Genomic DNA, 23,898 nt, shown 5'->3' with positions numbered 1-23,898 from the left:
CTTCGAGAGAAGTTTCTGGAAGCTCACGCAGCCCTGTCGTCCTCCAGAATGAAACGCGGCGGTCCCTCCGCTGCGAGTGTCGCAAATCTGCGACAGGTCGGTGCCGTGTTCTGATGTCACCCCGCTGACATCCTTGCTTCCGCCCGACATGTTTTTCCTGCCGTCGCGCGGCATGAGCCGGCGATGGTCAGCAATCAAACAATAGCGGGAGTGAAGCATGAACAAGCCTGAATTCCTCACGACATCGACGAACCCGTTCGCGGAGCGGTACGACAATTTCATCGGCGGCAAATGGGTCGCGCCGCGCGCGGGCAAGTATTTCGACAACGCCTCGCCGGTGACCGGCAAGGTGGTCTGCAAGATCGCGCGCTCGGATGCGCAGGACATCGAGCTCGCGCTCGATGCCGCACATGCTGCCAAGGACGCCTGGGGACGCTCCAGCGTCGCGGAGCGGGCCAACATCCTCAACCGGATCGCCGACCGCATGGAGGAGAACCTGGAGCGGCTCGCGATCGCCGAGACCTGGGACAACGGCAAGCCGATCCGCGAGACCCGCGCTGCCGACGTGCCGCTCGCGATCGATCATTTCCGCTACTTCGCCGGCGTCGTGCGCGGGCAGGAGGGGAGCCTCGCCGAGATCGACCACGACACGGTGGCCTATCACTTTCACGAGCCGCTTGGTGTGGTCGGCCAGATCATCCCGTGGAACTTCCCGCTTCTGATGGCGTGCTGGAAGCTGGCGCCTGCGCTGGCCGCCGGCAATTGCGTGGTGTTGAAGCCCGCCGAGCAGACCCCGGCCTCAATCATGGTGTGGATCGAGCTCATTGCCGACCTGCTGCCTGCCGGCGTGCTCAACATCGTCAACGGCTTCGGGTTAGAGGCTGGCAAGCCGCTGGCGTCGAGCCCGCGGATCGCCAAGATCGCCTTCACGGGCGAAACCACGACAGGCCGGCTGATCATGCAGTATGCCAGCCAGAACCTGATCCCGGTCACGCTTGAGCTCGGCGGCAAGTCACCGAACATCTTCTTCAAGGACGTGGCGGCGGAAGATGACGATTTCCTCGACAAGGCGATCGAGGGCTTTGTGATGTTCGCGCTGAACCAGGGCGAGGTCTGCACCTGCCCGAGCCGCGCGTTGGTGCAGGAAGATATCTATGAGCGCTTCATGGAGAAGGCGCTGAAGCGCGTTGCGGCGATCGAGCAGGGCGACCCGCGCAATCCCGCCACCATGATCGGCGCCCAGGCCTCGAACGAGCAGCTCGAGAAGATTCTTTCCTACATCGATATCGGCAACAAGGAAGGGGCCAAGCTCCTGACCGGCGGTGCGCGGGCCATGCTTGGCGGCGATCTCGAAGGCGGCTTCTACGTCCAGCCCACCGTGTTCGAGGGCAACAACCGGATGCGGATCTTCCAGGAGGAGATTTTTGGACCGGTCGTGTCGGTCACCACGTTCAAGACCGATGAGGAGGCGCTCGCCATCGCCAACGACACGCTCTACGGCCTCGGCGCCGGCGTCTGGAGCCGCGATGCCAATCGCTGCTACCGCTTCGGGCGGGCGATCCAGGCCGGCCGCGTCTGGACCAACTGCTACCACGCCTATCCGGCGCACGCGGCGTTCGGCGGCTACAAGCAGTCGGGCATCGGCCGCGAGACCCACAAGATGATGCTCGACCACTACCAGCAGACGAAGAATCTCCTGGTCAGCTACAGCCCCAAGAAGCTCGGCTTCTTCTAATTCCGCGGCGTGATGACGGCGCGAGGTCCGCCCGCGCCGTCATCACGCAATGAAATTCCGAACAAACGCAATCGCTAGCAATATTTTGATTCACGCTGCACTGCGGCATAGCAATTGCTGTGCGACATCACGCAATCCTTCCACGGCCGTTTGAGTTGGGATAGAGAGGGCCAAATCATCCCTCTCATCCGGAAATGCCATGGCCGCACCCAAGAAAAGCGTCACGAAGGACTCAGGGCAGGAGAAGGGGGACGGCTCCCCGCCGGAATTCACCAAGGAGCAGGAACTCAAGGCGCTGCGCGACATGCTGCTGATTCGGCGCTTCGAGGAGAAGGCCGGCCAGCTCTATGGCATGGGCGCGATCGGCGGCTTCTGCCATCTCTATATCGGCCAGGAGGCCGTCGTCGTCGGCATGCAGATGACCCTGAAGAAGGGTGACCAGGTCATAACGGGCTACCGGGACCATGGGCACATGCTGGCCTGCGGCATGGATGCCAAGGGCGTGATGGCCGAGCTGACCGGACGCCGCGGCGGCTATTCCAAGGGCAAGGGCGGCTCCATGCACATGTTCAGCGTGGCCGAGCATTTCTACGGCGGCCACGGCATCGTCGGCGCGCAGGTCTCGCTCGGCACCGGGCTCGCCTTCGCCAACCGTTACCGGGAAAACGATTTCGTGAGCCTGGCCTATTTCGGCGACGGCGCCGCCAACCAGGGCCAGGTCTATGAAAGCTTCAACATGGCTGAGCTGTGGAAGCTGCCGGTAGTCTACATCATCGAGAACAATCGCTATGCCATGGGCACCTCGGTGACGCGCTCCTCGGCGCAGACCGATTTCTCCAAGCGCGGCATCTCCTTCAACATCCCGGGCCGGCAGGTCGACGGCATGGACGTGCGCGCGGTGAAGGCGGCAGGCGAGGAGGCGGTCGCCTGGTGCCGCGCCGGCAAGGGCCCCTATATCCTGGAAATGCAGACCTACCGCTATCGCGGCCACTCGATGTCCGATCCGGCCAAGTACCGGACCCGCGAGGAGGTGGAGAAGGTCCGCCATGACCAAGACCCGATCGAGCAGGTCCGCAACCGTCTGCTCGCTGCCGATGTCAGCGAGCAGGACTTGAAGTCGATCGATGCCGAGGTGCGCGATATCGTCAATGCCGCCGCCGACTTCGCCCAGCACGATCCCGAGCCCGATCCGTCCGAGCTCTACACCGACGTCTACCGCTAAGCGCAGACTGAAAACGAAAGAGTTATCCGGGAGCAGATATGCCCATTCAAGTTCTCATGCCTGCGCTGTCGCCCACGATGGAGAAGGGCAACCTCGCCAAATGGCTGAAAAAGGAAGGCGAGCCGATCAAGTCGGGTGACGTCATCGCCGAGATCGAGACCGACAAAGCCACCATGGAGGTCGAGGCCACCGATGAGGGCACGCTCGGCAAGATCCTGATCCCGGAAGGCACCGCCGACGTCGCCGTCAACACGCCGATCGCGACCATCCTGGCCGACGGCGAAAGCGCCGCCGATCTCGCCAAGGCCGCCAGCCCTGCCAAGCAGGAGAAGGCCGCCGAGTCGGCGCCCCCGGCGCAGGCCAAGGCCGAAGCGCCTGCGCCCAAGGCAGAAGAGAAAGTGCCGGCCGCACCGAAGGCGGTCAGCGAGCCCGAGGCGGAGGTGCCCGCCGGCACCGAGATGATCACCCAGACCATCCGCGAAGCGCTACGCGACGCCATGGCGGAGGAGATGCGGCGCGATCCTGATGTCTTCCTGATCGGCGAAGAGGTCGCCGAATATCAGGGCGCCTACAAGGTGAGCCAAGGACTGCTGCAGGAGTTCGGCGCGCGGCGCGTGATCGATACGCCGATCACCGAGCATGGCTTTGCCGGCATCGGCATCGGCGCGGCGATGGCCGGCCTGAAGCCTATCGTCGAGTTCATGACCTTCAACTTTGCCATGCAGGCGATGGATCAGCTCATCAACTCCGCCGCCAAGACGCTCTATATGTCCGGTGGCCAGATGGGCTGCTCGATCGTGTTCCGCGGGCCGAACGGCGCCGCCGCCCGCGTCGCCGCGCAGCACAGCCAGGACTATTCGTCCTGGTACTCGCACATTCCGGGCCTCAAGGTGGTCGCGCCGTTCTCGGCCGCCGACTACAAGGGCCTGCTCAAGGCCGCTATCCGCGATCCCAATCCGGTGATCTTCCTCGAGAACGAGGTGCTGTACGGCCATTCCGGCGAGGTGCCGAAGCTCGACGACTATATCGTGCCGATCGGCAAGGCGCGGGTCGCGCGGAAGGGCCAGCACGTCACCATCATCTCCTGGTCCAACGGCATGACCTATTCGCTGAAGGCCGCCGACGAGCTCGCCAAGGAAGGCATCGAGGCCGAGGTGGTCGACCTGCGCACGCTGCGGCCGATGGACACCGAGACCATCGTCGAGTCCGTGAAGAAGACCGGCCGTGCGGTGACGGTCGAGGAGGGCTGGCAGCAAAGCGGCGTCGGCGCCGAGGTTGCCGCCCGCATCATGGAGCATGCTTTCGATTATCTGGATGCGCCGGTTACGCGCGTATCCGGCAAGGACGTGCCGATGCCCTACGCAGCCAATCTGGAGAAGATGGCCTTGCCTTCGGTCGCCGAGGTGGTGGAAGCCGCCAAAGCCGTTTGTTACCGGTGACGCATGACGGGCCCGCAGGAACAGCCGCTACCGCCTGACGTGATGGGTCGCGACGACGCGATCGAGGTGCTGCGCGCCTTTGTCGTCGACGGCGGGCTTTCGATCGCCTTCCAGCGCGCCTTCGAGGAGCCGGATATGTGGGGCCTGATGCTGGTCGACATCGCCCGTCATGCCGCACGCGCCTATGCGCGCGAGAGCGAGTACACCGAGGAAGAGGCGCTCGCTCGCATCATCGACATGTTCCAGGCTGAGGTCGCGCGGCCGACCGATCCGGGCAGCACCACGCCGCGATCGAAACAGGGGCATTGATCGTGACCGTCGAGCAATACCACTACGACTTCATGGCGGAGGCGATCCGCGAGGCGGAGATCGGCATCTCCGAGGGCGGTTTGCCGATCGGCGCGGTGCTGACGCGCGACAACAAGATCGTCGCGCGCGGCCATAACCGGCGGATGCAGGAGAAGAACGTCATCCTGCACGGCGAGATGTCGTGCCTGCGCGACGCCGGCCTGATCTCGTTCCATGATACGGTCATGTACACGACGCTGTCGCCATGCTCGATGTGCGCCGGTGCGATCGGATTGTTCAAGCTGAAGCTGCTCGTCATCGGGGAGTCCGTGACGTTCCCGGGCAGCAAGGACATCCTGACGCAATTCGGTATCCCCTTCATCGATCTCGCCGACACGAGGTCGATCGACATGATGAAGAACTGGCGCTCGGATCCCGCCAACGAGCGCACCTGGCAGGGCGATATCGGCAATTGAGGCGTCCTCTGCCCATACCGAACCGCCCAGACGATTCCGGCTGGTTTCCTCACGCGACGGAAGCCGCCATGCAAAAGTTAGCTTTGTGAGGTCACCATGCCCATCAACATCCTGATGCCCGCGCTGTCGCCAACCATGGAGAAGGGCAATCTGGCCAAATGGCTCAAGAAGGAGGGCGACAAGGTCAAGTCCGGCGACGTGATCGCGGAGATCGAGACCGACAAGGCGACGATGGAAGTCGAGGCGGTCGACGAGGGCACCATCGCCAAGATCCTGGTGCCTGAAGGCACGCAGGACGTTCCGGTCAATGACGTGATTGCGGTGCTGGCCGGCGACGGCGAGGACGTGAAGGCGGCCGCAAGCGGCGCCGGAGCTGCGCCGCCGAAAGCCGCTGAGGCGCCTGCCGCAAAGCCCGCTCCGGCACCGGCGCCAGCGCCGGCTCCCGCCCAACCAGCGCCGGCACCGAAAGCTGCTGCGCCTGCGGCAGCACCAGCGCCGCAAGCCGCAGCACCGGCGCCCCGAGGCAACGGTCACGCCCGCATCTTCTCGTCACCGCTGGCACGACGCCTTGCCAAGGAAGCCGGCATCGAGCTCGGGCGCATCAACGGCAGCGGCCCGCACGGCCGCATCGTCGCGCGCGATGTCGAGGAGGCGAGGTCCGGCAAGGGCCTGAAGGCGCCGCCGGCCGCGCCCAGCGCGACGCCGTCCATCGCGCCGTCGATGTCAGACCAGCAGATCCTCGCGCTGTTCGAGCCGGGTTCGTATGAGATCGTGCCGCATGACGGCATGCGCCGCACCATCGCGCAGCGCCTCACCGCGTCGATCCAGCAGATCCCGCATTTCTATCTGACGATCGACTGCGACATCGGCAAGCTGCTCGTCGCGCGCGAGGAGATCAACGCCGCCGCGCCGAAGGACGCCGACAAGAAGCCGCTCTACAAGCTCTCGGTCAATGACTTCGTCATCAAGGCGATGGCGGTCGCGCTGCAGAAGATACCGAACTGCAATGTGAGCTGGACCGAAGGCGGCATGGTCAAGCACAAGCATTCCGACGTCGGCGTTGCGGTAGCGATGCCGGGCGGCCTGATCACGCCGATCATCCGGAGAGCGGAGACCAAGACGCTGTCGGTCATCTCCGGCGAGATGAAGGACTTCGCCGCCCGAGCCCGCTCGCGGAAATTGAAGCCGGAGGAATATCAGGGCGGCACCACGGCAGTCTCCAACCTCGGCATGTACGGCATCAATCACTTCACCGCCGTGATCAACCCGCCGCATGCGACGATCCTGGCCGTCGGCGCCAGCGAGGAGCGCCCCGTGGTGCGGAACGGCAAGATCGAGATCGCCAGCATCATGAGCGTGACGCTGTCCTGCGATCATCGCGCCATCGACGGCGCGCTCGGCGCCGAGCTGATCGGCGCCTTCAAGCAGCTCATCGAAAACCCCGTCATGATGATGGTGTGATGCGTGACCTCCAACGCATTGCTCTATGGTCCCTATGTTCTCGCAATAGCGCTGGCGATTGCTGCGCTGATCGTCCGTGCGCGTGATCTGGCATCGACCACCCAGTTCCGGATGATGCTGGGCGGCGCCGGGCTGCTTGCGCTTGGATGGACCGGATTCCTGGTTGCTCTGGCTAGATCGGATTTGTGATGGCTGACACTTCCTTCGACGTTATCATCATCGGCGCTGGCCCCGGCGGCTACGTCACCGCGATTCGCGCCGCGCAGCTCGGCTTCAAGACCGCTGTGGTGGAGAAGGCCTATCTCGGCGGCATCTGCAACAATTGGGGCTGCATCCCGACCAAGGCGCTGCTGCGCTCGGCGGAAGTCTATCATCTGATGCAGCACGCCAAGGATTACGGCCTGTCGGCGGACAACATCTCGTTCGATCCGAAGGCGGTGGTGCAGCGCTCGCGCAACGTGGTGAAGCGGCTCAACGAGGGCGTCGGCTTCCTGTTCCGCAAGAACAAGATCACGACGATCTGGGGCGAAGCGACGATCGATGCGCCAGGCAAGCTGACGGTCAAGAAGTCTTCCGTCGAGGCGCCGAAGGGCGCGCTCGGCGAGGGCACCTACCAGGCAAAACACATCATCATCGCGACCGGCGCGCGGCCGCGCGTACTGCCGGGACTCGAGCCCGACAAGAAGCTGGTCTGGACCTATTTCGAAGCGATGGTCCCCGACAAGATGCCGAAATCACTGCTTGTGATCGGCTCCGGCGCGATCGGCATCGAGTTCGCCTCGTTCTACCGTACCCTCGGCGCGGAGGTGACGGTCGTCGAAGTGCTGCCGCAGATCCTGCCGGTCGAGGATACCGAAATCGCGAAATTCGCGCACAAGGCGTTCGAGAAGCAGGGCATCAAGATATTCACCAACACAAAGGTGACAAAGCTCGACAAGAAGAGCGACAGCGTGGTCGCGACCATCGACGACGGCAAGGGCAAGCCGCAGACCATGGAGTTTGACCGCGTGATCTCCGCCGTCGGCGTGGTCGGCAATGTCGAAGGCATCGGGCTGGAGAAGCTCGGCGTGAAGGCCGAGCGCGGCATCATCGCGATCGATGGCTTCTGCCGGACCAACGTCCCCGGCATCTATGCGATCGGCGACGTCGCTGGTCCCCCGATGCTCGCGCACAAGGCCGAGCATGAAGGCATCGTCTGCGTCGAGGCGATCAAGGGCCTGCATCCGCACCCGATGGACAAGAACATGATCCCGGGCTGCACCTATTGCTATCCGCAGGTGGCGTCCGTCGGCATGACCGAGGCCAAGGCCAAGGAAGCCGGACGCGACATTCGTGTCGGCCGCTTCCCGTTCGTCGGCAACGGCAAGGCGATCGCGCTCGGCGAGGACCAGGGTATGGTCAAGGTGATCTTCGACAAGAAGACCGGCCAGCTCCTCGGCGCGCACATGGTCGGCGCTGAGGTCACCGAGCTGATCCAGGGCTATGTGATCGCGATGAACCTCGAGACGACAGAAGAAGAGCTGATGCACACCATCTTCCCGCATCCGACACTGTCGGAGATGATGAAGGAAGCGGTGCTGGACGCCTACGGGCGCGTCCTCAACATGTAACGAGAGGGACGGCGAACCGTGAAAGACAACGACAATCTCACCATCGAACGCCCGACCTTCGTCACCCATCTCGAATGCGCGATGGAGGGGGATCACTATCCCGCCGACCAGGTGCACAACCTCTCCAAGGCCGGCAAGCCGCTCTTGGTGCGCTATGACCTCGAGGGCGTGAAGAAGGCGCTGAGCAAGGATGCGCTGAAGCAGCGTCCCGCCGACATGTGGCGCTATCGCGAATTGTTGCCGGTGCGCCAATGCAAGGACATCGTCAGCCTCGGCGAGGTGACGACGCCGTTGATCCGGCTGCCGAAACTCGGCGCCAGGCTCGGCGGCGGCGAGATCATCGTCAAGGACGAGGGGCGGCTGCCGACCGGCTCGTTCAAGGCGCGCGGCCTCGTCATGGCGGTGTCGATGGGCAAGGCGCTCGGCATCAAGCACATGGCGATGCCGACCAACGGCAATGCCGGTGCCGCGCTCGCCGCTTACGCCACCGCCTGCGGCATCAAGACCACGATCTTCTGCCCGGCCGACACGCCGGAAGTGAATGTCAGCGAGATCGAGTTGCAGGGCGCGACCGTTTACCGCGTCAACGGCCTGATCGATGATTGCGGCAAGATCGTCGGCGAGGGCAAGGCCAAGGTCGGCTGGTTCGACACGTCGACCTTGAAGGAGCCGTACCGGATCGAGGGCAAGAAGACGATGGGGCTCGAACTCGCCGAACAACTCGGCTGGGACGTGCCCGACGTGATCTTCTATCCGACTGGCGGCGGCACCGGCCTGATCGGCATGTGGAAGGCCTTTGCCGAACTGGAGGCGATCGGCTTCATCGGCAGCAAGCGCCCGCGCATGGTCGCGGTGCAGGCCTCCGGCTGCGCGCCGATGGTGCGTGCTTTTGAAGCAGGCACCGAGCACGCGACGCGCTGGGAAGACGCGCACACCATCGCCTCCGGCATCCGCGTGCCGCAGGCGATTGGAGATTTTTTAATCCTGCGCGCGGTCCGCGAGAGCAAAGGTTTCGCCATTGCGGTCGAAGACGAGAAGATTTCTGCTGCGCTGAGCGAAGTCGCGCGGGAGGAGGGGCTGTTGCTGTGCCCCGAGGGCGCGGCCACTTACGCGGCCTACAAGCAGAGCCTCGCCGACGGACGCGTCATGAAAAACGATCGCGTGATGCTGTTCAATTGCGCGACAGGTCTTAAGTACCCGCTGCCGCCGGTCACGCGCACGCTCGATCGTTTCAAGCCGATCGACTTCGCGCAATTCTAAGCCGGACATTTTCGAATGGAGTAGGCGATGCGAAAGGTAGTCTTGGCGTTCCTTGCGGTGTTGACATGGTGCGGCGCCGCCGTCGCCCAGAACTATCCTTCGCATCCGATCACTATCATCGTGCCGTTCTCCGCCGGCGGGCCGTCGGATGCGATGGCGCGTATCCTCGCCGAGCGGATGAAGGCCTCGCTAGGAGAGACGCTCCTGATCGAGAACGTCACGGGAGCGGGCGGCTCGATCGGCGTCGGCCGCGCAGTACGCTCGCCGGCGGACGGCTACACGATCTCGTTCGGCCATCTCGGCACGCATGTCGCCAACGGCGCCGTCTACAAGCTCGGCTATGACCTCGTCGCCGATCTCGAACCGGTGGTGCTGTTGCCGAGCAATCCGATGATCATCGTCAGCAAGAACGCGATCCCCGCCAAATCGCTAAGCGAACTCTTGGCCTGGCTGAAGTCGCGACCGTCGCCGCCGACCGCCGGCACTGCGGGCGCCGGCTCCGGCAGCCACATCGCCGGGCTCTATTTCGAGACCGTCTCCGGCATCAAATTGCAATATGTGCCGTATCGCGGCACCGCGCCGGCGTTGAACGATCTCGTTGCGGGGCAGATCGACATCATGATCGATCAGACCTCCAACTCGATCAACCAGGTTCGCGCCGGCACCATCCGCGCCTATGCCGTCACCGACGACAGGCGCGTCGACTCTGCGGCCGAGGTCCCAACCACCGATGAAGCCGGTCTGCCGGGCTTCCACATGACGCTGTGGTCCGGCCTTTGGGTGCCCAAGGGCACGCCGAAGGAGATTGTCGCCAAGCTGAATGCTGCCGCGGTGGAGGCGCTGAACGATCCCGTGGTCGTAAAACAGCTCGAAAACCTCGGCCTGCGCATGCCGCCGAAGAATCAGCTCACGCCCGAAGCCCTCGGCGCCTGGCAGAAGGCCGAGATCGCAAAATGGTGGCCGATGATCAAAGCCGCCGACGTCAAGGTGGATTGACGTTGTAGTCGGTAGCCCGGGTGAAGCGAAGCGCAACCCGGGACAGCTCCATCCACGTGTACGAGCGGCCCCGGGTTACGCTGACGCTCCACCCGGGCTACGAAGCTCGCGCCCTGCCGCATGTGAGATCCTCATCCTGAGGAGCCTGCGAAGCAGGCGTCTCGAAGGATGGCCGCGGGCGAGATCGGGGCCTCATGGTTCGAGACGCGCTGCGCGCTCCTCACCATGAGGGGCTGGTACAGTGCGAGCCGCAAGGGAATCACTGCGCCGCGCCTGCCGGCGCGGTCGCTGCGGCGTTTGTTTCCTGCGTAACCACGCGCTGATCGGTCTTCGTTGCCACCGCCGTGCCGCTGCCAAAGCGCGCGCGGTAGACCAGCAAATTCTCCATCACGCGCTGCACATAGTTGCGCGTCTCGGAGATCGGGATGCGCTCGACCCAATCGACCGGATCCACATTCGGATCGCGCGGGTCGCCATAGGCTTTCACCCAATCGCGCACGCGACCGCGGCCGGCGTTGTAGCCGGCGAAGGTCATGATGTGACAACCCTTGTAATCCGCGAGCAGGGCGCTGAGTTCGGCCGCGCCCATCTGGGTGTTGTAGACGGGATCGGAAACCGTCCGGTCCCAGTCATAGGTCACGCCGAAGCGCTTGGCGGTGTCACGGCCGGCTTCCGGCGTCACCTGCATCAGTCCGACCGCATTGGCCGGCGACTTGTCGCGCTGGTCGAAGGCGCTCTCGGTGCGGGCCACCGAATAGATCACGCTGCGCTCGACCTCGGGCGCGACCTGAGTGTGGTTGGGGATCCCGATGGTTGGGAAGGCATAGCGCTCGAGCGCAAGGCCGCGCCCGAGCGCCGATTTGCCGAGTTGCAGCATGGCGGCCGCGTCGTTGCGACGGGCCGTAAGCTCGCCGAGCGCGTTAAGCGTGGCGACGTCGGTGCTCTGCTCGCCGAGATCGGTGGCGAAATACAGCGCCACGTCGCGTTCGCCAATCTGGTAGAGCATATCGGCGGCCCGTACGCGCTCGTCTGCGGCCGCCATATCGTCGGAGGCAGGGGCCGGCGAGGGCGTCCGCAGCTCGATTGCATCAAGGCCCAGCCTGGCGCGCGCGAGCTGTCCGTAATAGGCGGTCGGGTAGCGCGCGGCGGCCTCAAAGCTGGCGCGCATCGCGTCCTTTTCTCCAAGCGCTTCGGCGGCGCGTCCGCGCCAGTAATTGGCGCGCGCCAGCACGATCGGATTGGCCGCGCCTTCGTCGATGCGCGCGAAGTGCGTCGCCGCCGTCACGGGATCGTTGAGATAGCGCAAGGCGATCCAGCCGCACGTGGAGTGGAAATCAGCGCGGTAATATTCGTTGGCCGGCAGCGCGGCGGCCGCAACAACCTGGTATGCGGTCTGGAACTTGCCCTGATCGAGCAGCTTGCGGGCCAGCGAGCGCCGCTCGCGCCACCATTGATCGGTGTCCTGCAGCGCCATGGCCTCGGGCGCGGCCGATAGCACCAGGTCCGCCGCGTCATCAACGCGGTTCTCGCCGAGCAGCCACTGCAGGCGGCAAAGCGTGTAGCCGAGATCCTTGCGGGCCTCGGTTGCGACATCATTGAGCTGGTCGAGCGCCTTGCTCGATTTCGCGGCCACCGCGCCGCACGCCTTCACGATCGCAAGCTCGTCGCTGCCGAGCCGTTGTGCCGCACGCTTGGCGCCGGCAAGATCCTTGGCGCCGATCCGCTTGTCCATGCGCGCGCGGTGATCCTCGCGGGTGAGGAGATCACCGAACACCTCGTACGCGTCGCCTTCCAGCCGATCCGACAATTCCTCCGAGCGCCAGGCGTCGCTCACCAGACGCGCAGCACCATCGCGGTCGCCTTCGGTCAGGAGCACACGCGCCAGCGCGAATTTGCCCTTGGAGCTGGTGGGCCGATCGCGGGTGAAGCGATGAACCGTGGCCGCATCGCTGCGCTCCTGCCACAGCCGCCCCTCGGCCTTGCGGCGCAATAGCGCCATGCTCGGCCAATCCGGATTGGCGGCCATGAACGCCGCATACCGGCTGAAATTCGCCGTCGTCTCCGTGTGGCGCAGGATGTACCATTCGACCAGCTTCTGGCCCGCGGGGTCGGTGATCTTGTCTCTGGTGGCGGTCGCCTCTTCCGTCTTCGCCTTGCGCGCCAGATCGATCCCGTCTTTCACCAGCGCGAGATCGCCCGACAGTGCTGGCGTCGGCGCAGCAGCTTCCTTCGCAGATGCATCCTTCGATTGCTTCGACTTGCGGCGCGCATCGGCGTGCTTGCCACGTCCGCGTTTTCCGCCTGCGGCGTCACGTTGGTTGCGCGCCTTCGACGCCTTCGCGTCGCTCGTCTTCTTGATGTGCGCTTGCTTGTGGCTCGAGCGCGCCGTCGCATCCGTCGAGAACAGCGCGAGCACAGCCACCGTGAGGAGACAAGACAGCGAACGTAAGCACTGGTTCATTCCATGGTCCCCCTGCGAACCATTAGACAAACCAAGTCGCAAACCGTGCGGCTTGAGTGACCTAAGGTTATCACAGCGTCGATTCACAACTGTCGCGCTCAGGCCACAGAGCGCAAAAAACGCTGAAGTGAATGGAACTCTAACCGCGGTTGAATTGCGGATTGATCGAGATGGAACTTCGCATCTGCCAATGGTCGCGTTTGTCGTATGATGTTCCCACCGAACAGACGCGAACGGCGCGAACTCAGCCGATAATCTTGGCCAAAGAGAGGTGAAGCGAGGTGTAACCTCGGGCACATCGCCTCGCGAGAACGGGACCTCGCATCCTCTTCGCTATTCGAAATTTCAATTCAATCCGGCCTCGCGTCGTTCGCCCGCTTGACCAGAGACTGATAATCACCGGGCTTGCTGATCTGGAAAGCGGCGGCGGCTGGATAGCGTCACGTCAACCTCTGGTGGCTATGAACCGCCGCTTTCCGAAGCGAGAATCGCAGCGTGAGTCGAACCGAGCGAAACCCGGCCTTCGTGATGACGGTCTTCCGTGTTGGGTTTTCGCGCGCCCTAAAAACGCCTGCTAGGCGCCCGGAACCGGTCCAAATGGTTGCTAAGGGGCAACGTTTGTTGCGATGAGGCAACAGTTCTCTAAGATTTAACCGTTTAATTGGCCGGGTCTTGCACCCGCCGCTTTTTAGCCACACCCCTGCATGAAATGATGCTTTGTAAGGCTAAAGCCACGGCACTCGCGAAGCGATGGGATGATCACCATTTCCCGGGTCAAGGCAGAGATGGCTAGGGAAACTGGGTTCGCGATGGACGCCAAGACCAAGCTCAAGAACAGACTGCCAAGCCGCCACGTGACGGAGGGTCCCGAGCGCGCCCCGCATCGTTCGTATCTCTATGCCATGGGGCTCACCACCGAGCAGATCCACCAGCCGTTCGTCGGCGTGGCCACCTGCTGGAACGAAGCCGCGCCGTGCAACATCTCGCTGATGCGCCAGGCCCAGGCGGTGAAGAAGGGCGTGGCCTCCGCCGGCGGCACCCCGCGCGAATTCTGCACCATCACCGTCACCGACGGCATCGCCATGGGCCATGACGGCATGCGCTCGTCGCTGCCATCTAGGGAATGCATCGCCGACTCGGTTGAACTGACCGTGCGCGGTCACTCCTACGACGCCTTGGTTGGCCTCGCCGGCTGCGACAAGTCGTTGCCGGGTATGATGATGGCGATGGTCCGCCTCAACGTGCCCTCGATCTTCATCTATGGCGGCTCGATCCTTCCAGGCAACTTCCGCGGCCAGCAGGTCACCGTCCAGGACATGTTCGAAGCCGTCGGCAAGCACTCGGTCGGCGCCATGTCGGATGCCGATCTCGACGAGATCGAGCGTGTGGCCTGTCCGTCGGCCGGTGCCTGCGGCGCCCAGTTTACCGCCAACACCATGGCGACCGTGTCGGAAGCGATCGGGCTCGCACTCCCGTATTCTGCCGGGGCGCCGGCGCCTTACGAGATCCGCGACGCGTTCTGCGCCGCCGCCGGCGAGAAGATCATGGAGCTGGTCGCCAAGAACATCCGGCCGCGCGACATCATCACCCGTAAATCCCTGGAGAATGCTGCGGCCGTGGTCGCCGCCTCCGGTGGCTCGACCAATGCCGGCCTGCATCTGCCGGCGATCGCCAATGAATGCGGCATCAAGTTCGATCTGTTCGACGTGGCGGAAATCTTCAAAAAGACTCCGTACGTCGCGGATTTGAAGCCGGGCGGCCGTTATGTTGCCAAAGACATGTTTGAAGCTGGCGGCATTCCGCTGCTGATGAAGACGCTGCTCGATAACGGATACCTGCACGGCGATTGCCTGACCGTGACGGGCCGAACGATCGCCGAAAACCTCAAAAGCGTGAAATGGAATCCGCATCAGGACGTGGTTCGTCCGGCGGACAAGCCGATCACCGTCACCGGCGGTGTCGTCGGCTTGAAGGGTAATCTTGCGCCGGAAGGAGCGATCGTGAAGGTCGCGGGCATGTCGAACTTGAAGTTTACCGGGCCTGCCCGTTGCTTCGACCGCGAGGAGGACGCCTTCGAGGCGGTCCAGAAGCGGACCTATAAGGAAGGCGAGGTCATCGTCATCCGCTATGAGGGGCCGAAGGGCGGTCCCGGCATGCGGGAAATGCTGGCAACGACGGCAGCGCTGACCGGGCAGGGCATGGGCGGCAAGATCGCGCTGATCACCGACGGCCGGTTCTCGGGCGCCACAAGAGGCTTCTGCATCGGTCATGTCGGACCGGAAGCCGCCATCGGCGGACCGATCGCGCTGTTGCAGGACGGCGACATCATCGAGATCGACGCGGTGGCCGGGACTCTTAACGTAAAGTTGAGCAACGCCGAACTCGCCGAACGCAAGACCAAATGGGCCCCTCGCGCGACTAACCACACATCTGGTGCGCTGTGGAAGTATGCCCAGCAGGTCGGGCCTGCGGTGGATGGCGCGGTCACCCATCCAGGTGGCGCGCACGAGAAACAGTGTTATGCGGACATTTGAGCGTACGATTATTGCGTTGATTTTGGGGGCCATTCCGGTGGCGGGCCCTGGATTTGCGTTCGACGGCGCCCCGGTCAATCCATCGGACGCCACGCTGCCGATGGTTTCCCCTCAGCCCAGCGCTGGGGGCGGATTGAAGCGGATCGCGGTTCCGCCGCCCACGGCGAATGCCGCCAATTCCACGAGTTCCTTCTCGTCGCTGCAATTTGCCGCAGAGGGCGGCCATCCCGTCGCCCAGTGGAAGCTCGGGCGGATGTACGCCGAGGGCGACGGTGTCGCCCAAGATGACCTACGCGCCTTCGAATATTTCAGCCGCATCGCCAATGCGCATGCCGAAGATAGTCCCTCGGCGCCGCAGGCGACGATCGTGGCCCAGGCCTTCGTGGCGCTGGGGCGGTACTACCTCAACGGCATCCCGAACTCGAAGATCAAGGCGGACACCGACCGGGCGCGGGAGATGTTCTCTTATGCCGCCTCCTATTTCGGCAATGCCGACGCCCAGTATGACCTCGCCCGGCTCTATCTGAAAACGCCGGACGCCTCGCGGGAAGATTTCCGCTATGGCGCGCGCTGGCTCGGGCTTGCCGCCCAGAAGGGCCAGCACCAGGCCCAAGCGCTGCTCGGACAGATGCTGTTCAACGGCGACCGGCTGCCGCCGCAGCGGGCCCGCGGCCTGATGTGGCTGACGCTCGCCCGCGACAGCGCCGCTCCCGACGAGATGTGGATCAAGGAAAGCTATAACCGCGCGTTCGCCAAGGCCTCCGACGACGACCGCGCGATGGCGCTGCAGATGCTCGAGCACTGGGTGCAGGGCCGCCGCGACTAGCCAAGATTGGGTCGCCTGCATCCTCGACTGGAGGCCGCACTTCCTCGTCCGTTAGCGGGAAGGGCGAAGCCGCCGTTTTTACGCAGCCTCGAAATCGAGATCGGCCCACACCGGCACGTGGTCTGACGGTTTTTCCCAGGCGCGGACGTAGCTGTCGACCCCGACGTGGGTCAGCCGGTCGCTGGCCTGGGGCGACATCAAGAGGTGGTCGATCCGCAGGCCCCAGTTCTTCTGCCAGGCCCCGGCCTGGTAATCCCAGAACGTGTACTGGCCGGGCGCGTCGGTGACGGCGCGCAGCGCATCGGTCAGGCCGAGACCGAGCAGGGACTGGAACGCTTCGCGGGTGGTCGGACGGAATAGCGCGTCTTCCACCCAGGCCGGCGGGTTGTAGACGTCCGAGGCTGCCGGGATCACGTTGAAGTCGCCGGCAAGGATCAGCGGCTCTTCCGCTTTAAGTCGCTCCCGCGAGTACTCAAGAAGTCGCGACATCCATTTGAGCTTGTAGGGATATTTGTCGCTGTTCGCCGGGTTGCCATTGGGCAGATAGAGGCAGGCGATCCTGAGCACGCCATGCTTGTGCGTGACCACCCCTTCGAGGAAGCGGGCGTGCGCGTCTTCGTCATCGCCGGCGAGGCCCGACTTGGTCTCGTCGAACGGCAGCTTGGAGAGCAAGGCGACGCCGTTGAAGGTCTTCTGCCCATGCGTGACGACGTTGTAGCCGAGCGATTCGATCTCCAGCCGCGGAAACGCTTCGTCGGTGCATTTGATTTCCTGCAGGCAGACGATGTCAGGGGAGCACTCCTTCAGCCAGGTGAGGAGAAGCTCGAGCCGCTGCCGGATCGAATTGACGTTCCACGTAGCGATGCGAAGTCCCATTCGAAGTCCTCTATTTTTACGAGACCAAGCGTTTCCGCATCTCGATGTGCGGGATGCCGGCCTCCTCGAATTCCTCGCCGACCCGCTCGAACCCGACGCGCGCGTAGAACGGCTCGGCGTGCGTTTGCGCGTTAAGGATCAGTTCGGGATAGCCGAGTTCGACCGCCTTGGCCATCAGCGCGTCCAGCACTCGGGCGCCCATGCCCGTGCCGCGCGCCGCCTTGAGCACGGCCATGCGGCCGATATGGCCGTCGGGCAGCAGCCGGCCCGTGGCCACGGGTGTGCCGTCCTCGGCAAACGCCAGCGCGTGCCAGCTCGGCGCGTCCATATCGTCCCACTCCAGTGCCTCCGGCACGCCTTGCTCTTCGACAAAGACGCCGTAGCGGATGGTGCGGGCGCGTTCGCGGGCTTCTTCCCAGGTGCAGGCAAGGACGGCGGCGGACATGAGGCAGCGATACGGAAAGCTCATTGAAGAGGTGAAATGATACGGCCCGTTTGCCGCCAGCGGTGTCGCGGTCGCCATTCTGGCACATTGTCGAATCGCGACGGGGCGGTGGCGCGTGCCGTATCACCTAATAGTCGCAATTTCGGCCGTTGGCATACCATCAGCCGCTCGGCTGTGATAACCGTTTAAGAATTAATGGCGCAAAATGCGCCGTCGAGGGGCAGGCAGGGGCAGGATTGGGTCGTCACGGCCGTTGTGGGCCGGCGGACGAGCAAAAGGTATGAAGAAACGTAATTTGATTCTCGTTGCAGGCGTCATCGGCATCGCTGCCGTCGCCGCCTACGCCACCCGCTCTTCGTGGCTCGCCGGTGGCGGCGCGAACGCGCAGGCGCCGCAGCGGCCGCGCGCGGTTTCGGTCGAACTCGCCAAGGCGGAGCGTCGGTCGGTGCCCGTCGATGTCGACGCCATCGGAACCGTGACGCCGATTGCCAGCGTGGCGCTGAAGTCACGGCTCGAGACCACGATCATTGGCGTGCATTTCGAGGACGGCGCCAAGATCAATGAGGGCGACCTGCTGTTCACGCTCGACGCGCGGCAAATCGACGCCCAGATCGAGCAGGCGGAGGGCGTGCTGGCCAGGGACCAGGCTCAGTTCGAGGGCGCGCAGCGCGATCTGCGCCGCTACAACGATCTCGTCGCGAAGGGCGCGACCACCCAGGTCAATGTCGACAATGCCAAGACCCAGTCCGACATCCTGATCGGCACCATCAAGGCCGACCAGTCGGCACTGGAAAATTTGCGGGTCCAGAAAAGCTACACTGTCATCCGCGCGCCGTTCGCGGGCCGCATCAGCGCTGCCAATGTGAAGGTCGGCAATTTCGTGCGCCCCGCCGACACCCAGCCGCTCGCCACCATCAACCAGATGGCGCCGGTCTACGTCACTTTCGCGATCCCGCAGCGCGTGCTGGTCGACCTCCGCGACGCGATGGCGAAAGGCGATTCCAAGGTGATCGCGACCGTTCCCGGGCACAAGCGCTCGGAAGATGGCAAGGTCGCGATGGTCGAGAACACCGTGGACTCGACCACGGGCATGGTGACCGTCCGCGGCATCATGGACAATAGAAATGAGACTCTGTGGCCGGGCATTCTGGTGCAGACCAAGCTGATCATCCGTAACGAGGATGCCGTGGTGGTTCCGACAGTCGCGGTCCAGCGCAGCCAGAACGGCAACTATGTCTTCGCCGTGAAGGACGGCGTGGCCAAGGTCATGCCGGTCAAGGTCGACCGCACCTTCGGCGGTTTCTCTGTCATCGCCGAGGGGCTCTCCGGCGGCGAAGATGTCGTCGTCGACGGCCAGCTTCTGTTGTCGGACGGCACGCGGGCCGAGCCGCGCGCCCGCAAGGCCGGGGCGTGAGCGATGTCACTGCCCGAACTTTGCATCCGGCGACCGGTGATGACGACGCTGATCACCGCGGCGATCATCGCCTTTGGCATTTTCGGCTTCCGCCTGTTGCCGGTCTCGGCGTTGCCGAAAGTGGATTTCCCGACCATTGCCGTGACCGCGACGCTGCCGGGCGCGAGCGCCGACACCATGGCGGCCTCGGTCGCCGGCATCATCGAGCGGCAGCTCTCGACGATCGCGGGCATTTCCTCGATGTCCTCGAACTCCTCTCAGGGCACGAGCGTCATCACCATCCAGTTCGATCTGAACCGCAACATCGACGCCGCGGCGCTCGACGTGCAGACCGCGCTGACGATCGCGCAGCGCCGGTTGCCGATCGAGATGACGACACCACCCAGCTTCCGCAAGGTGAACCCGGCGGACTTCCCGGTTCTCTTCATCTCGCTGAATTCGGCGACACTGCCACTCTCGACCGTCAACGAGTATGGCGACATCACCATCGGTCAGGCACTGTCGCAGCTTCCGGGCATCGCCCAGGTCCTGATCTATGGCGCGCAGAAATTCGCGATCCGGGTCCAGGCCGATCCTGTCGCCGCGGCGGCGCGCGGGGTGTCGCTCGAGGACATCAGGTCCGCGGTGTCGCGCGCCAATTCCTCGACCCCCGTCGGAACGCTGAACGGGCCGAAGCAGGACGTCGCGCTGCAGGCCTCCGGCCAAATGGACAAGGCGGCTGACTACCGCCAGATCTATGTCGCCTGGCGCAACGGTTCGCCGGTCAGACTCGACGAGATCGCAAAGGTCTATGACAGCGTCGAGAATGACAAGGTCGCGACCTGGCTGAACGACGAGCGCGCGATCGTGCTCGCGATCCAGAAGCAGCCTGACGCCAATACGGTCGCGGTCGTCGATTCCGTGCTGGCGAAGCTGCCGGCACTGCGGGCCTCGATCCCGCCTTCCGTGACCATGCAGGTGATGATGGACCGCTCGGTCTCGATCCGGCAGGCGGTCAGCGACGTCGAGGAAACCCTGCTGATCGCGATCGGGCTGGTCATCCTGGTGATCTTCCTGTTCCTGCGGTCGCTGTGGGCCACCTTCATTCCGGCGCTCGCGGTCCCGATCTCCCTGCTCGGCACCTTCGCGGCGATGTATGCCCTGGACTACTCCGTCAACAACATGACGCTGCTGGCGCTGACATTATCGGTCGGCTTTGTGGTCGACGACGCCATCGTCATGCTGGAAAACATCGTCCGCCACATCGAGCGCGGCATGCGACCGTTCGAGGCGGCACTGAAGGGCGCGCGCGAGATCGGCTTCACTATCATTTCGATCACCTTCTCGCTGATCGCCGTGTTCATCCCGGTGCTCCTGATGGGCGGCATCGTCGGCCGCGTATTCCGCGAATTCGCGGTGACGATCTCGGTCGCGATCATCGTGTCCGGGTTCGTCTCGCTGACCTTGACGCCGATGCTGTGCGCGCGCGTGCTGCGGGCTCATGACGAGACCAAGCGCCCGAATGTCGTGCTGCGGGCGTTCGAGGCGATGTTCGATGCCTTGCTGCGGGCCTACGAATGGGCGCTCGACTGGGTGCTGGCGAAAAAGGCGCTGATGCTCGCCGTCACCCTGGCGACGCTCGCGGGCACCTTCTATCTCTACATGATCGTGCCGAAGGGCTTCTTCCCGCAGGAGGACACCGGCTTCCTGATCGGCGTGACCGAGGCCGCAACCGACACCTCGTTCGAAGCGATGAAGGTGCGCCAGCAGGCGCTGGTCGACGTGCTTCGCACTGACCCTGCGGTCGACTACGTCAACTCGACCGTCGGTTCCGGCGGGCCCAACCCGACCGCGAATTACGGCCGCCTGTTCATCGCGCTGAAGCCGCAGAAGGAACGCGACAACGCTAGCGTCGTGATCGGGCGGCTGCGCCAGAAGGCCCGCGCCATCCCGGGCATGCAGGCGTTCTTCCAGAGCGTCCAGAATCTCAACATCGGCGGCCGCGTCTCCAAGAGCCAGTATCAATATGTGCTGCAGAGCGGCGATACCGAGTCGCTGTACCGGATCGCGCCCGACATGCGCGACAAGATCGAGAAGATCCCGGGCCTGCTCGACGTCACCACCGATCTCTACATCAAGAACCCGCAGATGACGGTCGACATCGACCGCGAGAAGGCCGCGGTCTACGGCGTCACCGTCGATCAGGTGCGCAACCAGCTCTACAACGCCTACGGCGCGCGCCAAGTCGGCACCATCTACATGCCCTCCAATGACTACCAGATCATCCTGGAGGTGCAGCCGGAGTTCCGGGTCGATCCGTCCAATCTTTCCAAGCTCTACATGAAGACCGGGAGCGGCCAGACCATTCCGCTGGATGCGGTCGCAAGGCTGGTGCCGTCGGTCGGGCCGTTGCAGATCAACCACCAGGGCCAGCAGCCGGCGGTGACGATCTCGTTCAACCTCGCGCCCGGCACTTCGCTGGGCTATGCGGTCGACCAGATCACGGCGCTAGAGCAGAGCTCGAACCTGCCGGCGACGATCGCGACCGGCTTCTCAGGCACCGCGCAGGTGTTCCAGGATTCGCTGCGCGGGCAGGGCGTCCTGATCCTCGCCGCGGTGTTCGCGGCTTTCGTGATCCTCGGCATTCTCTACGAGAGCTTCATCCATCCGATCACGATCATCTCCGGCCTGCCGTCGGCCGGCATCGGCGCGATCCTCACCTTGATGCTGTTCAACATGGAGCTGTCGGTCATCGCGATGATCGGCATCGTGATGCTGGTCGGCATCGTCAAGAAGAATGCGATCATGATGGTCGATTTCGCGCTCGAGCGTCGTCGCGTCGGCCTGAGCGCCGAACACGCGATCCGTGAAGCCGCGCTCTTGCGCTTCCGCCCGATCATGATGACGACGTTTGCCGCGATCTTCGGCACGCTGCCGATCGCACTCGGCGCGGGCGCCGGCGCCGAACTGCGCCAGCCGCTCGGCGTGGCCGTGGTCGGCGGACTCTGCGTCTCGCAACTGCTGACGCTGTTCATCACACCGGTGATCTATATCTATCTCGACCGCATCGACCGTCGGCTGCGCCGCAAGCTCGAGCCGCAGGAGGAGGGTGGCGAGGATCGTCCGCACGTAGTGGCGGCGGAGTGATGATGCACGCAGGCGCTGTTTGCGACCTGCTTACAGACGAAAATCAGATCGAGAAGCTGGTGCCGCAGCCGCAGGAGGCGGTCGCATTGGGGTTGACGACGCGGAAGGACGCGCCGATCAGATCGTCGACAAAATCGACCTCGGACCCCGCCAGGAACGGCGCGGACGCCGAATCGACCAGCACCACCGCCTCTTCACGGGAGATCACGAGATCGTCTTCCGCCTTGGCGCGGTCGACGTCGAACTTGTACTGGAAGCCGGAGCAGCCGCCGCCTTCGACCGAAATGCGCAGCATCGCACCGTCACCCTCGCTCTTGAGGATTTGACCGATCCGGTGGGCGGCCCGCTCGGTGATGGTGACGGAATCAGTCATGGCAAGCTCCGAAGCCTTGTTTGAGCATGATCTTTGCGGACCATGTTCGCAACGTCATACCCATTTCATTTGGTATCCCGCGCTCACCATAGTTAAGTGCGGAAGGAAGCGGAATCAAATGGATAAGGACTAAAAAACCGTGTCGGTCGGAATGGCTGCCCCCCGCGCGCCCTATGCCTGCGACCCCGATCGCAGCCGCGGGCGGCTGTTCGCGGAGGCCCCGAGCAAGACCCGCAGCGCCTTCCGCCGGGATTGCGACCGCGTGATCCATTCCACCGCGTTCCGGCGGCTGAAGTACAAGACCCAGGTCTTCGTGTTCCACGAGGGCGACCACTACCGTACGCGGCTGACCCATTCGCTGGAAGTCGCGCAGATCGCCCGTGCGCTGGCCCGCCAACTCGGGCTGGACGAGGACCTGACGGAGACCCTGGCGCTGGCGCACGACCTCGGACACCCGCCGTTCGGCCATGCCGGCGAGCGGGCGCTGGACACGTGCCTGAAACCTCATGGCGGCTTCGATCACAACGCACAGGCGCTGCGCGTGGTCACCACGCTGGAGCACCGCTATCCCGAATTCGACGGGCTCAATCTCACCTGGGAATCGCTCGAGGGCATCGTCAAGCATAACGGGCCGCTGATCGAGCGTAGCGGCGCGCCGGCCGGTCGCTACCTCGAAACCGGCGGAATCCCCATCGGTATTTCCGAGTACAACAAGACCTACGATCTGGAGCTATGGAGTTTTGCTTCGCTCGAAGCCCAGGTCGCGGCCTTTGCCGACGACATCGCCTATGACGCCCACGACATCGACGATGGCCTGCGCGCGGGGCTGTTCAGTGTCGACGAGCTCAAGGTGATGCCGCTGACTGCGGAAATCATTGCGGCAATCGACCGGCACTATCCCGGCCTGGATGAAGTCCGGCGTGGCGCGGAACTGGTGCGTGAATTGATCTCGCATTTCATCAGCGCGGTCTTCGCGGAGGCGAGCCGGCGCCTGGACGCCGCGCAGCCGCAATCCGCCCAAGATGTGCGGCGTCATAACGGGCCGCTGATCGCGTTTCCTCCGGCCATTGCCCAGGAAGAGGCAGAGATCAAGGCGTTCCTCTGGCAGCGAATGTACCGCCACCAGCGGGTGATGCGGGTGATGGACGAGGCCGAACAGATCGTGTTCGACCTGTTCGCGCGCTACCGGCAGTCCCCGGGCGACCTGCCGCCCGAGTGGGTGGAGGGCAGGGAGGCGGAGACCGAGGCGGAACGCGCCAGGCGGATCGGCAATTTCATTGCCGGGATGACCGACCGCTACGCCCTGATCGAGCATAACAGGCTTTTTGACTCGACCCCGGATTTGCGTTAGGCGGC

General features: G+C 64.1%; 19 protein-coding genes. 15 read left to right on the top strand and 4 right to left on the bottom strand.

All coding sequences use genetic code 11. The annotated features are described in order from the left end of the window. The first annotated feature begins 217 nt into the window (after positions 1 to 217). The 10 genes from adh (at position 218) to AC5ZG1_RS27135 (ending at position 10,487) form a co-directional block, all read left to right on the top strand. On the top strand, positions 218 to 1,735 hold the full coding sequence (adh, locus tag AC5ZG1_RS27180; RefSeq protein ID WP_130229882.1) for an aldehyde dehydrogenase: 1,518 nt from the start codon (positions 218 to 220) through the stop codon (positions 1,733 to 1,735). Between the two features lie 199 nt (positions 1,736 to 1,934). Beyond that, the gene (pdhA, locus tag AC5ZG1_RS27175; RefSeq protein ID WP_028167546.1) at positions 1,935 to 2,957 is read left to right on the top strand and encodes a pyruvate dehydrogenase (acetyl-transferring) E1 component subunit alpha; all 1,023 of its coding nucleotides are present in this window, start codon (positions 1,935 to 1,937) and stop codon (positions 2,955 to 2,957) included. A gap of 38 nt (positions 2,958 to 2,995) precedes the next feature. Beyond that, positions 2,996 to 4,396 carry a pyruvate dehydrogenase complex E1 component subunit beta gene (locus tag AC5ZG1_RS27170; RefSeq protein WP_456644373.1) on the top strand — a complete coding sequence of 467 codons (1,401 nt, stop codon included), beginning with the start codon at positions 2,996 to 2,998 and terminating at the stop codon, positions 4,394 to 4,396. 3 nt (positions 4,397 to 4,399) lie between these two features. Continuing rightward, complete coding sequence (locus tag AC5ZG1_RS27165; protein WP_028167548.1) at positions 4,400 to 4,705, top strand: DUF5076 domain-containing protein; 306 nt, start codon at positions 4,400 to 4,402, stop codon at positions 4,703 to 4,705. Between the two features lie 2 nt (positions 4,706 to 4,707). After that, positions 4,708 to 5,160, top strand: coding sequence for a nucleoside deaminase (locus AC5ZG1_RS27160; RefSeq protein WP_028167549.1), 453 nt, complete (start codon positions 4,708 to 4,710; stop codon positions 5,158 to 5,160). A 96-nt stretch (positions 5,161 to 5,256) separates the two neighbouring features. Beyond that, positions 5,257 to 6,621, top strand: a complete 1,365-nt coding sequence (locus AC5ZG1_RS27155; protein WP_496134594.1) for a pyruvate dehydrogenase complex dihydrolipoamide acetyltransferase — start codon at positions 5,257 to 5,259, stop codon at positions 6,619 to 6,621. Between the two features lie 3 nt (positions 6,622 to 6,624). After that, on the top strand, positions 6,625 to 6,810 hold the full coding sequence (locus tag AC5ZG1_RS27150) for a hypothetical protein (protein WP_130226390.1): 186 nt from the start codon (positions 6,625 to 6,627) through the stop codon (positions 6,808 to 6,810). After that, a complete protein-coding gene (lpdA, locus tag AC5ZG1_RS27145; protein ID WP_130226389.1) occupies positions 6,810 to 8,231 on the top strand; it encodes a dihydrolipoyl dehydrogenase in 1,422 nt (473 codons plus the stop codon). Before AC5ZG1_RS27150 ends, lpdA begins: the two co-directional genes overlap by 1 nt. An 18-nt stretch (positions 8,232 to 8,249) precedes the next feature. Next, complete coding sequence (locus AC5ZG1_RS27140) at positions 8,250 to 9,491, top strand: threonine synthase (RefSeq protein ID WP_496134593.1); 1,242 nt, start codon at positions 8,250 to 8,252, stop codon at positions 9,489 to 9,491. A gap of 27 nt (positions 9,492 to 9,518) precedes the next feature. Next, entirely contained in the window at positions 9,519 to 10,487 is a 969-nt protein-coding gene (locus AC5ZG1_RS27135) for a tripartite tricarboxylate transporter substrate binding protein BugD (RefSeq protein WP_496134592.1), read from the top strand. Positions 10,488 to 10,746: 259 nt separating this feature from the next. Here the strand turns inward: AC5ZG1_RS27135 and AC5ZG1_RS27130 are convergent, their stop codons facing one another. Then, a complete protein-coding gene (locus AC5ZG1_RS27130; RefSeq protein WP_496134591.1) occupies positions 10,747 to 12,948 on the bottom strand; it encodes a lytic transglycosylase domain-containing protein in 2,202 nt (733 codons plus the stop codon). A gap of 809 nt (positions 12,949 to 13,757) precedes the next feature. Between AC5ZG1_RS27130 and ilvD the strand changes: the two genes are divergently transcribed. Then, entirely contained in the window at positions 13,758 to 15,482 is a 1,725-nt protein-coding gene (ilvD, locus tag AC5ZG1_RS27125; protein ID WP_130226392.1) for a dihydroxy-acid dehydratase, read from the top strand. Continuing rightward, positions 15,469 to 16,308 (top strand): tetratricopeptide repeat protein, encoded by an 840-nt coding sequence (locus AC5ZG1_RS27120; RefSeq protein WP_028165610.1) that lies wholly within the window; start codon positions 15,469 to 15,471, stop codon positions 16,306 to 16,308. The genes ilvD and AC5ZG1_RS27120 overlap by 14 nt, the downstream gene beginning before the upstream one ends. A gap of 78 nt (positions 16,309 to 16,386) precedes the next feature. On the opposite strand, the gene xth is transcribed toward AC5ZG1_RS27120, so the two are convergent. Then, the gene (gene xth / locus AC5ZG1_RS27115; RefSeq protein WP_130226386.1) at positions 16,387 to 17,184 is read right to left on the bottom strand and encodes an exodeoxyribonuclease III; all 798 of its coding nucleotides are present in this window, start codon (positions 17,182 to 17,184) and stop codon (positions 16,387 to 16,389) included. 16 nt (positions 17,185 to 17,200) lie between these two features. Continuing rightward, a complete protein-coding gene (locus AC5ZG1_RS27110; protein WP_496134590.1) occupies positions 17,201 to 17,707 on the bottom strand; it encodes a GNAT family N-acetyltransferase in 507 nt (168 codons plus the stop codon). Between the two features lie 202 nt (positions 17,708 to 17,909). Between AC5ZG1_RS27110 and AC5ZG1_RS27105 the strand changes: the two genes are divergently transcribed. Beyond that, positions 17,910 to 19,043 (top strand): efflux RND transporter periplasmic adaptor subunit, encoded by a 1,134-nt coding sequence (locus AC5ZG1_RS27105; RefSeq protein WP_496134589.1) that lies wholly within the window; start codon positions 17,910 to 17,912, stop codon positions 19,041 to 19,043. Positions 19,044 to 19,046: 3 nt separating this feature from the next. Further along, complete coding sequence (locus AC5ZG1_RS27100) at positions 19,047 to 22,169, top strand: efflux RND transporter permease subunit (RefSeq protein WP_456644365.1); 3,123 nt, start codon at positions 19,047 to 19,049, stop codon at positions 22,167 to 22,169. A 43-nt stretch (positions 22,170 to 22,212) separates the two neighbouring features. On the opposite strand, the gene erpA is transcribed toward AC5ZG1_RS27100, so the two are convergent. After that, positions 22,213 to 22,542: an iron-sulfur cluster insertion protein ErpA gene (gene erpA, locus AC5ZG1_RS27095; protein ID WP_130226383.1), complete on the bottom strand. Its 330-nt coding sequence runs from the start codon at positions 22,540 to 22,542 to the stop codon at positions 22,213 to 22,215. Positions 22,543 to 22,681: 139 nt separating this feature from the next. Between erpA and AC5ZG1_RS27090 the strand changes: the two genes are divergently transcribed. Beyond that, positions 22,682 to 23,893 (top strand): deoxyguanosinetriphosphate triphosphohydrolase, encoded by a 1,212-nt coding sequence (locus tag AC5ZG1_RS27090; RefSeq protein WP_496134588.1) that lies wholly within the window; start codon positions 22,682 to 22,684, stop codon positions 23,891 to 23,893. Positions 23,894 to 23,898 lie beyond the last annotated feature (5 nt).

This window comes from Bradyrhizobium sp. Leo78, from assembly GCF_059512425.1.
The sequence above is the reverse complement of the archived record's forward strand: the minus strand, read 5'-3'. Positions and strand labels throughout refer to the sequence as shown.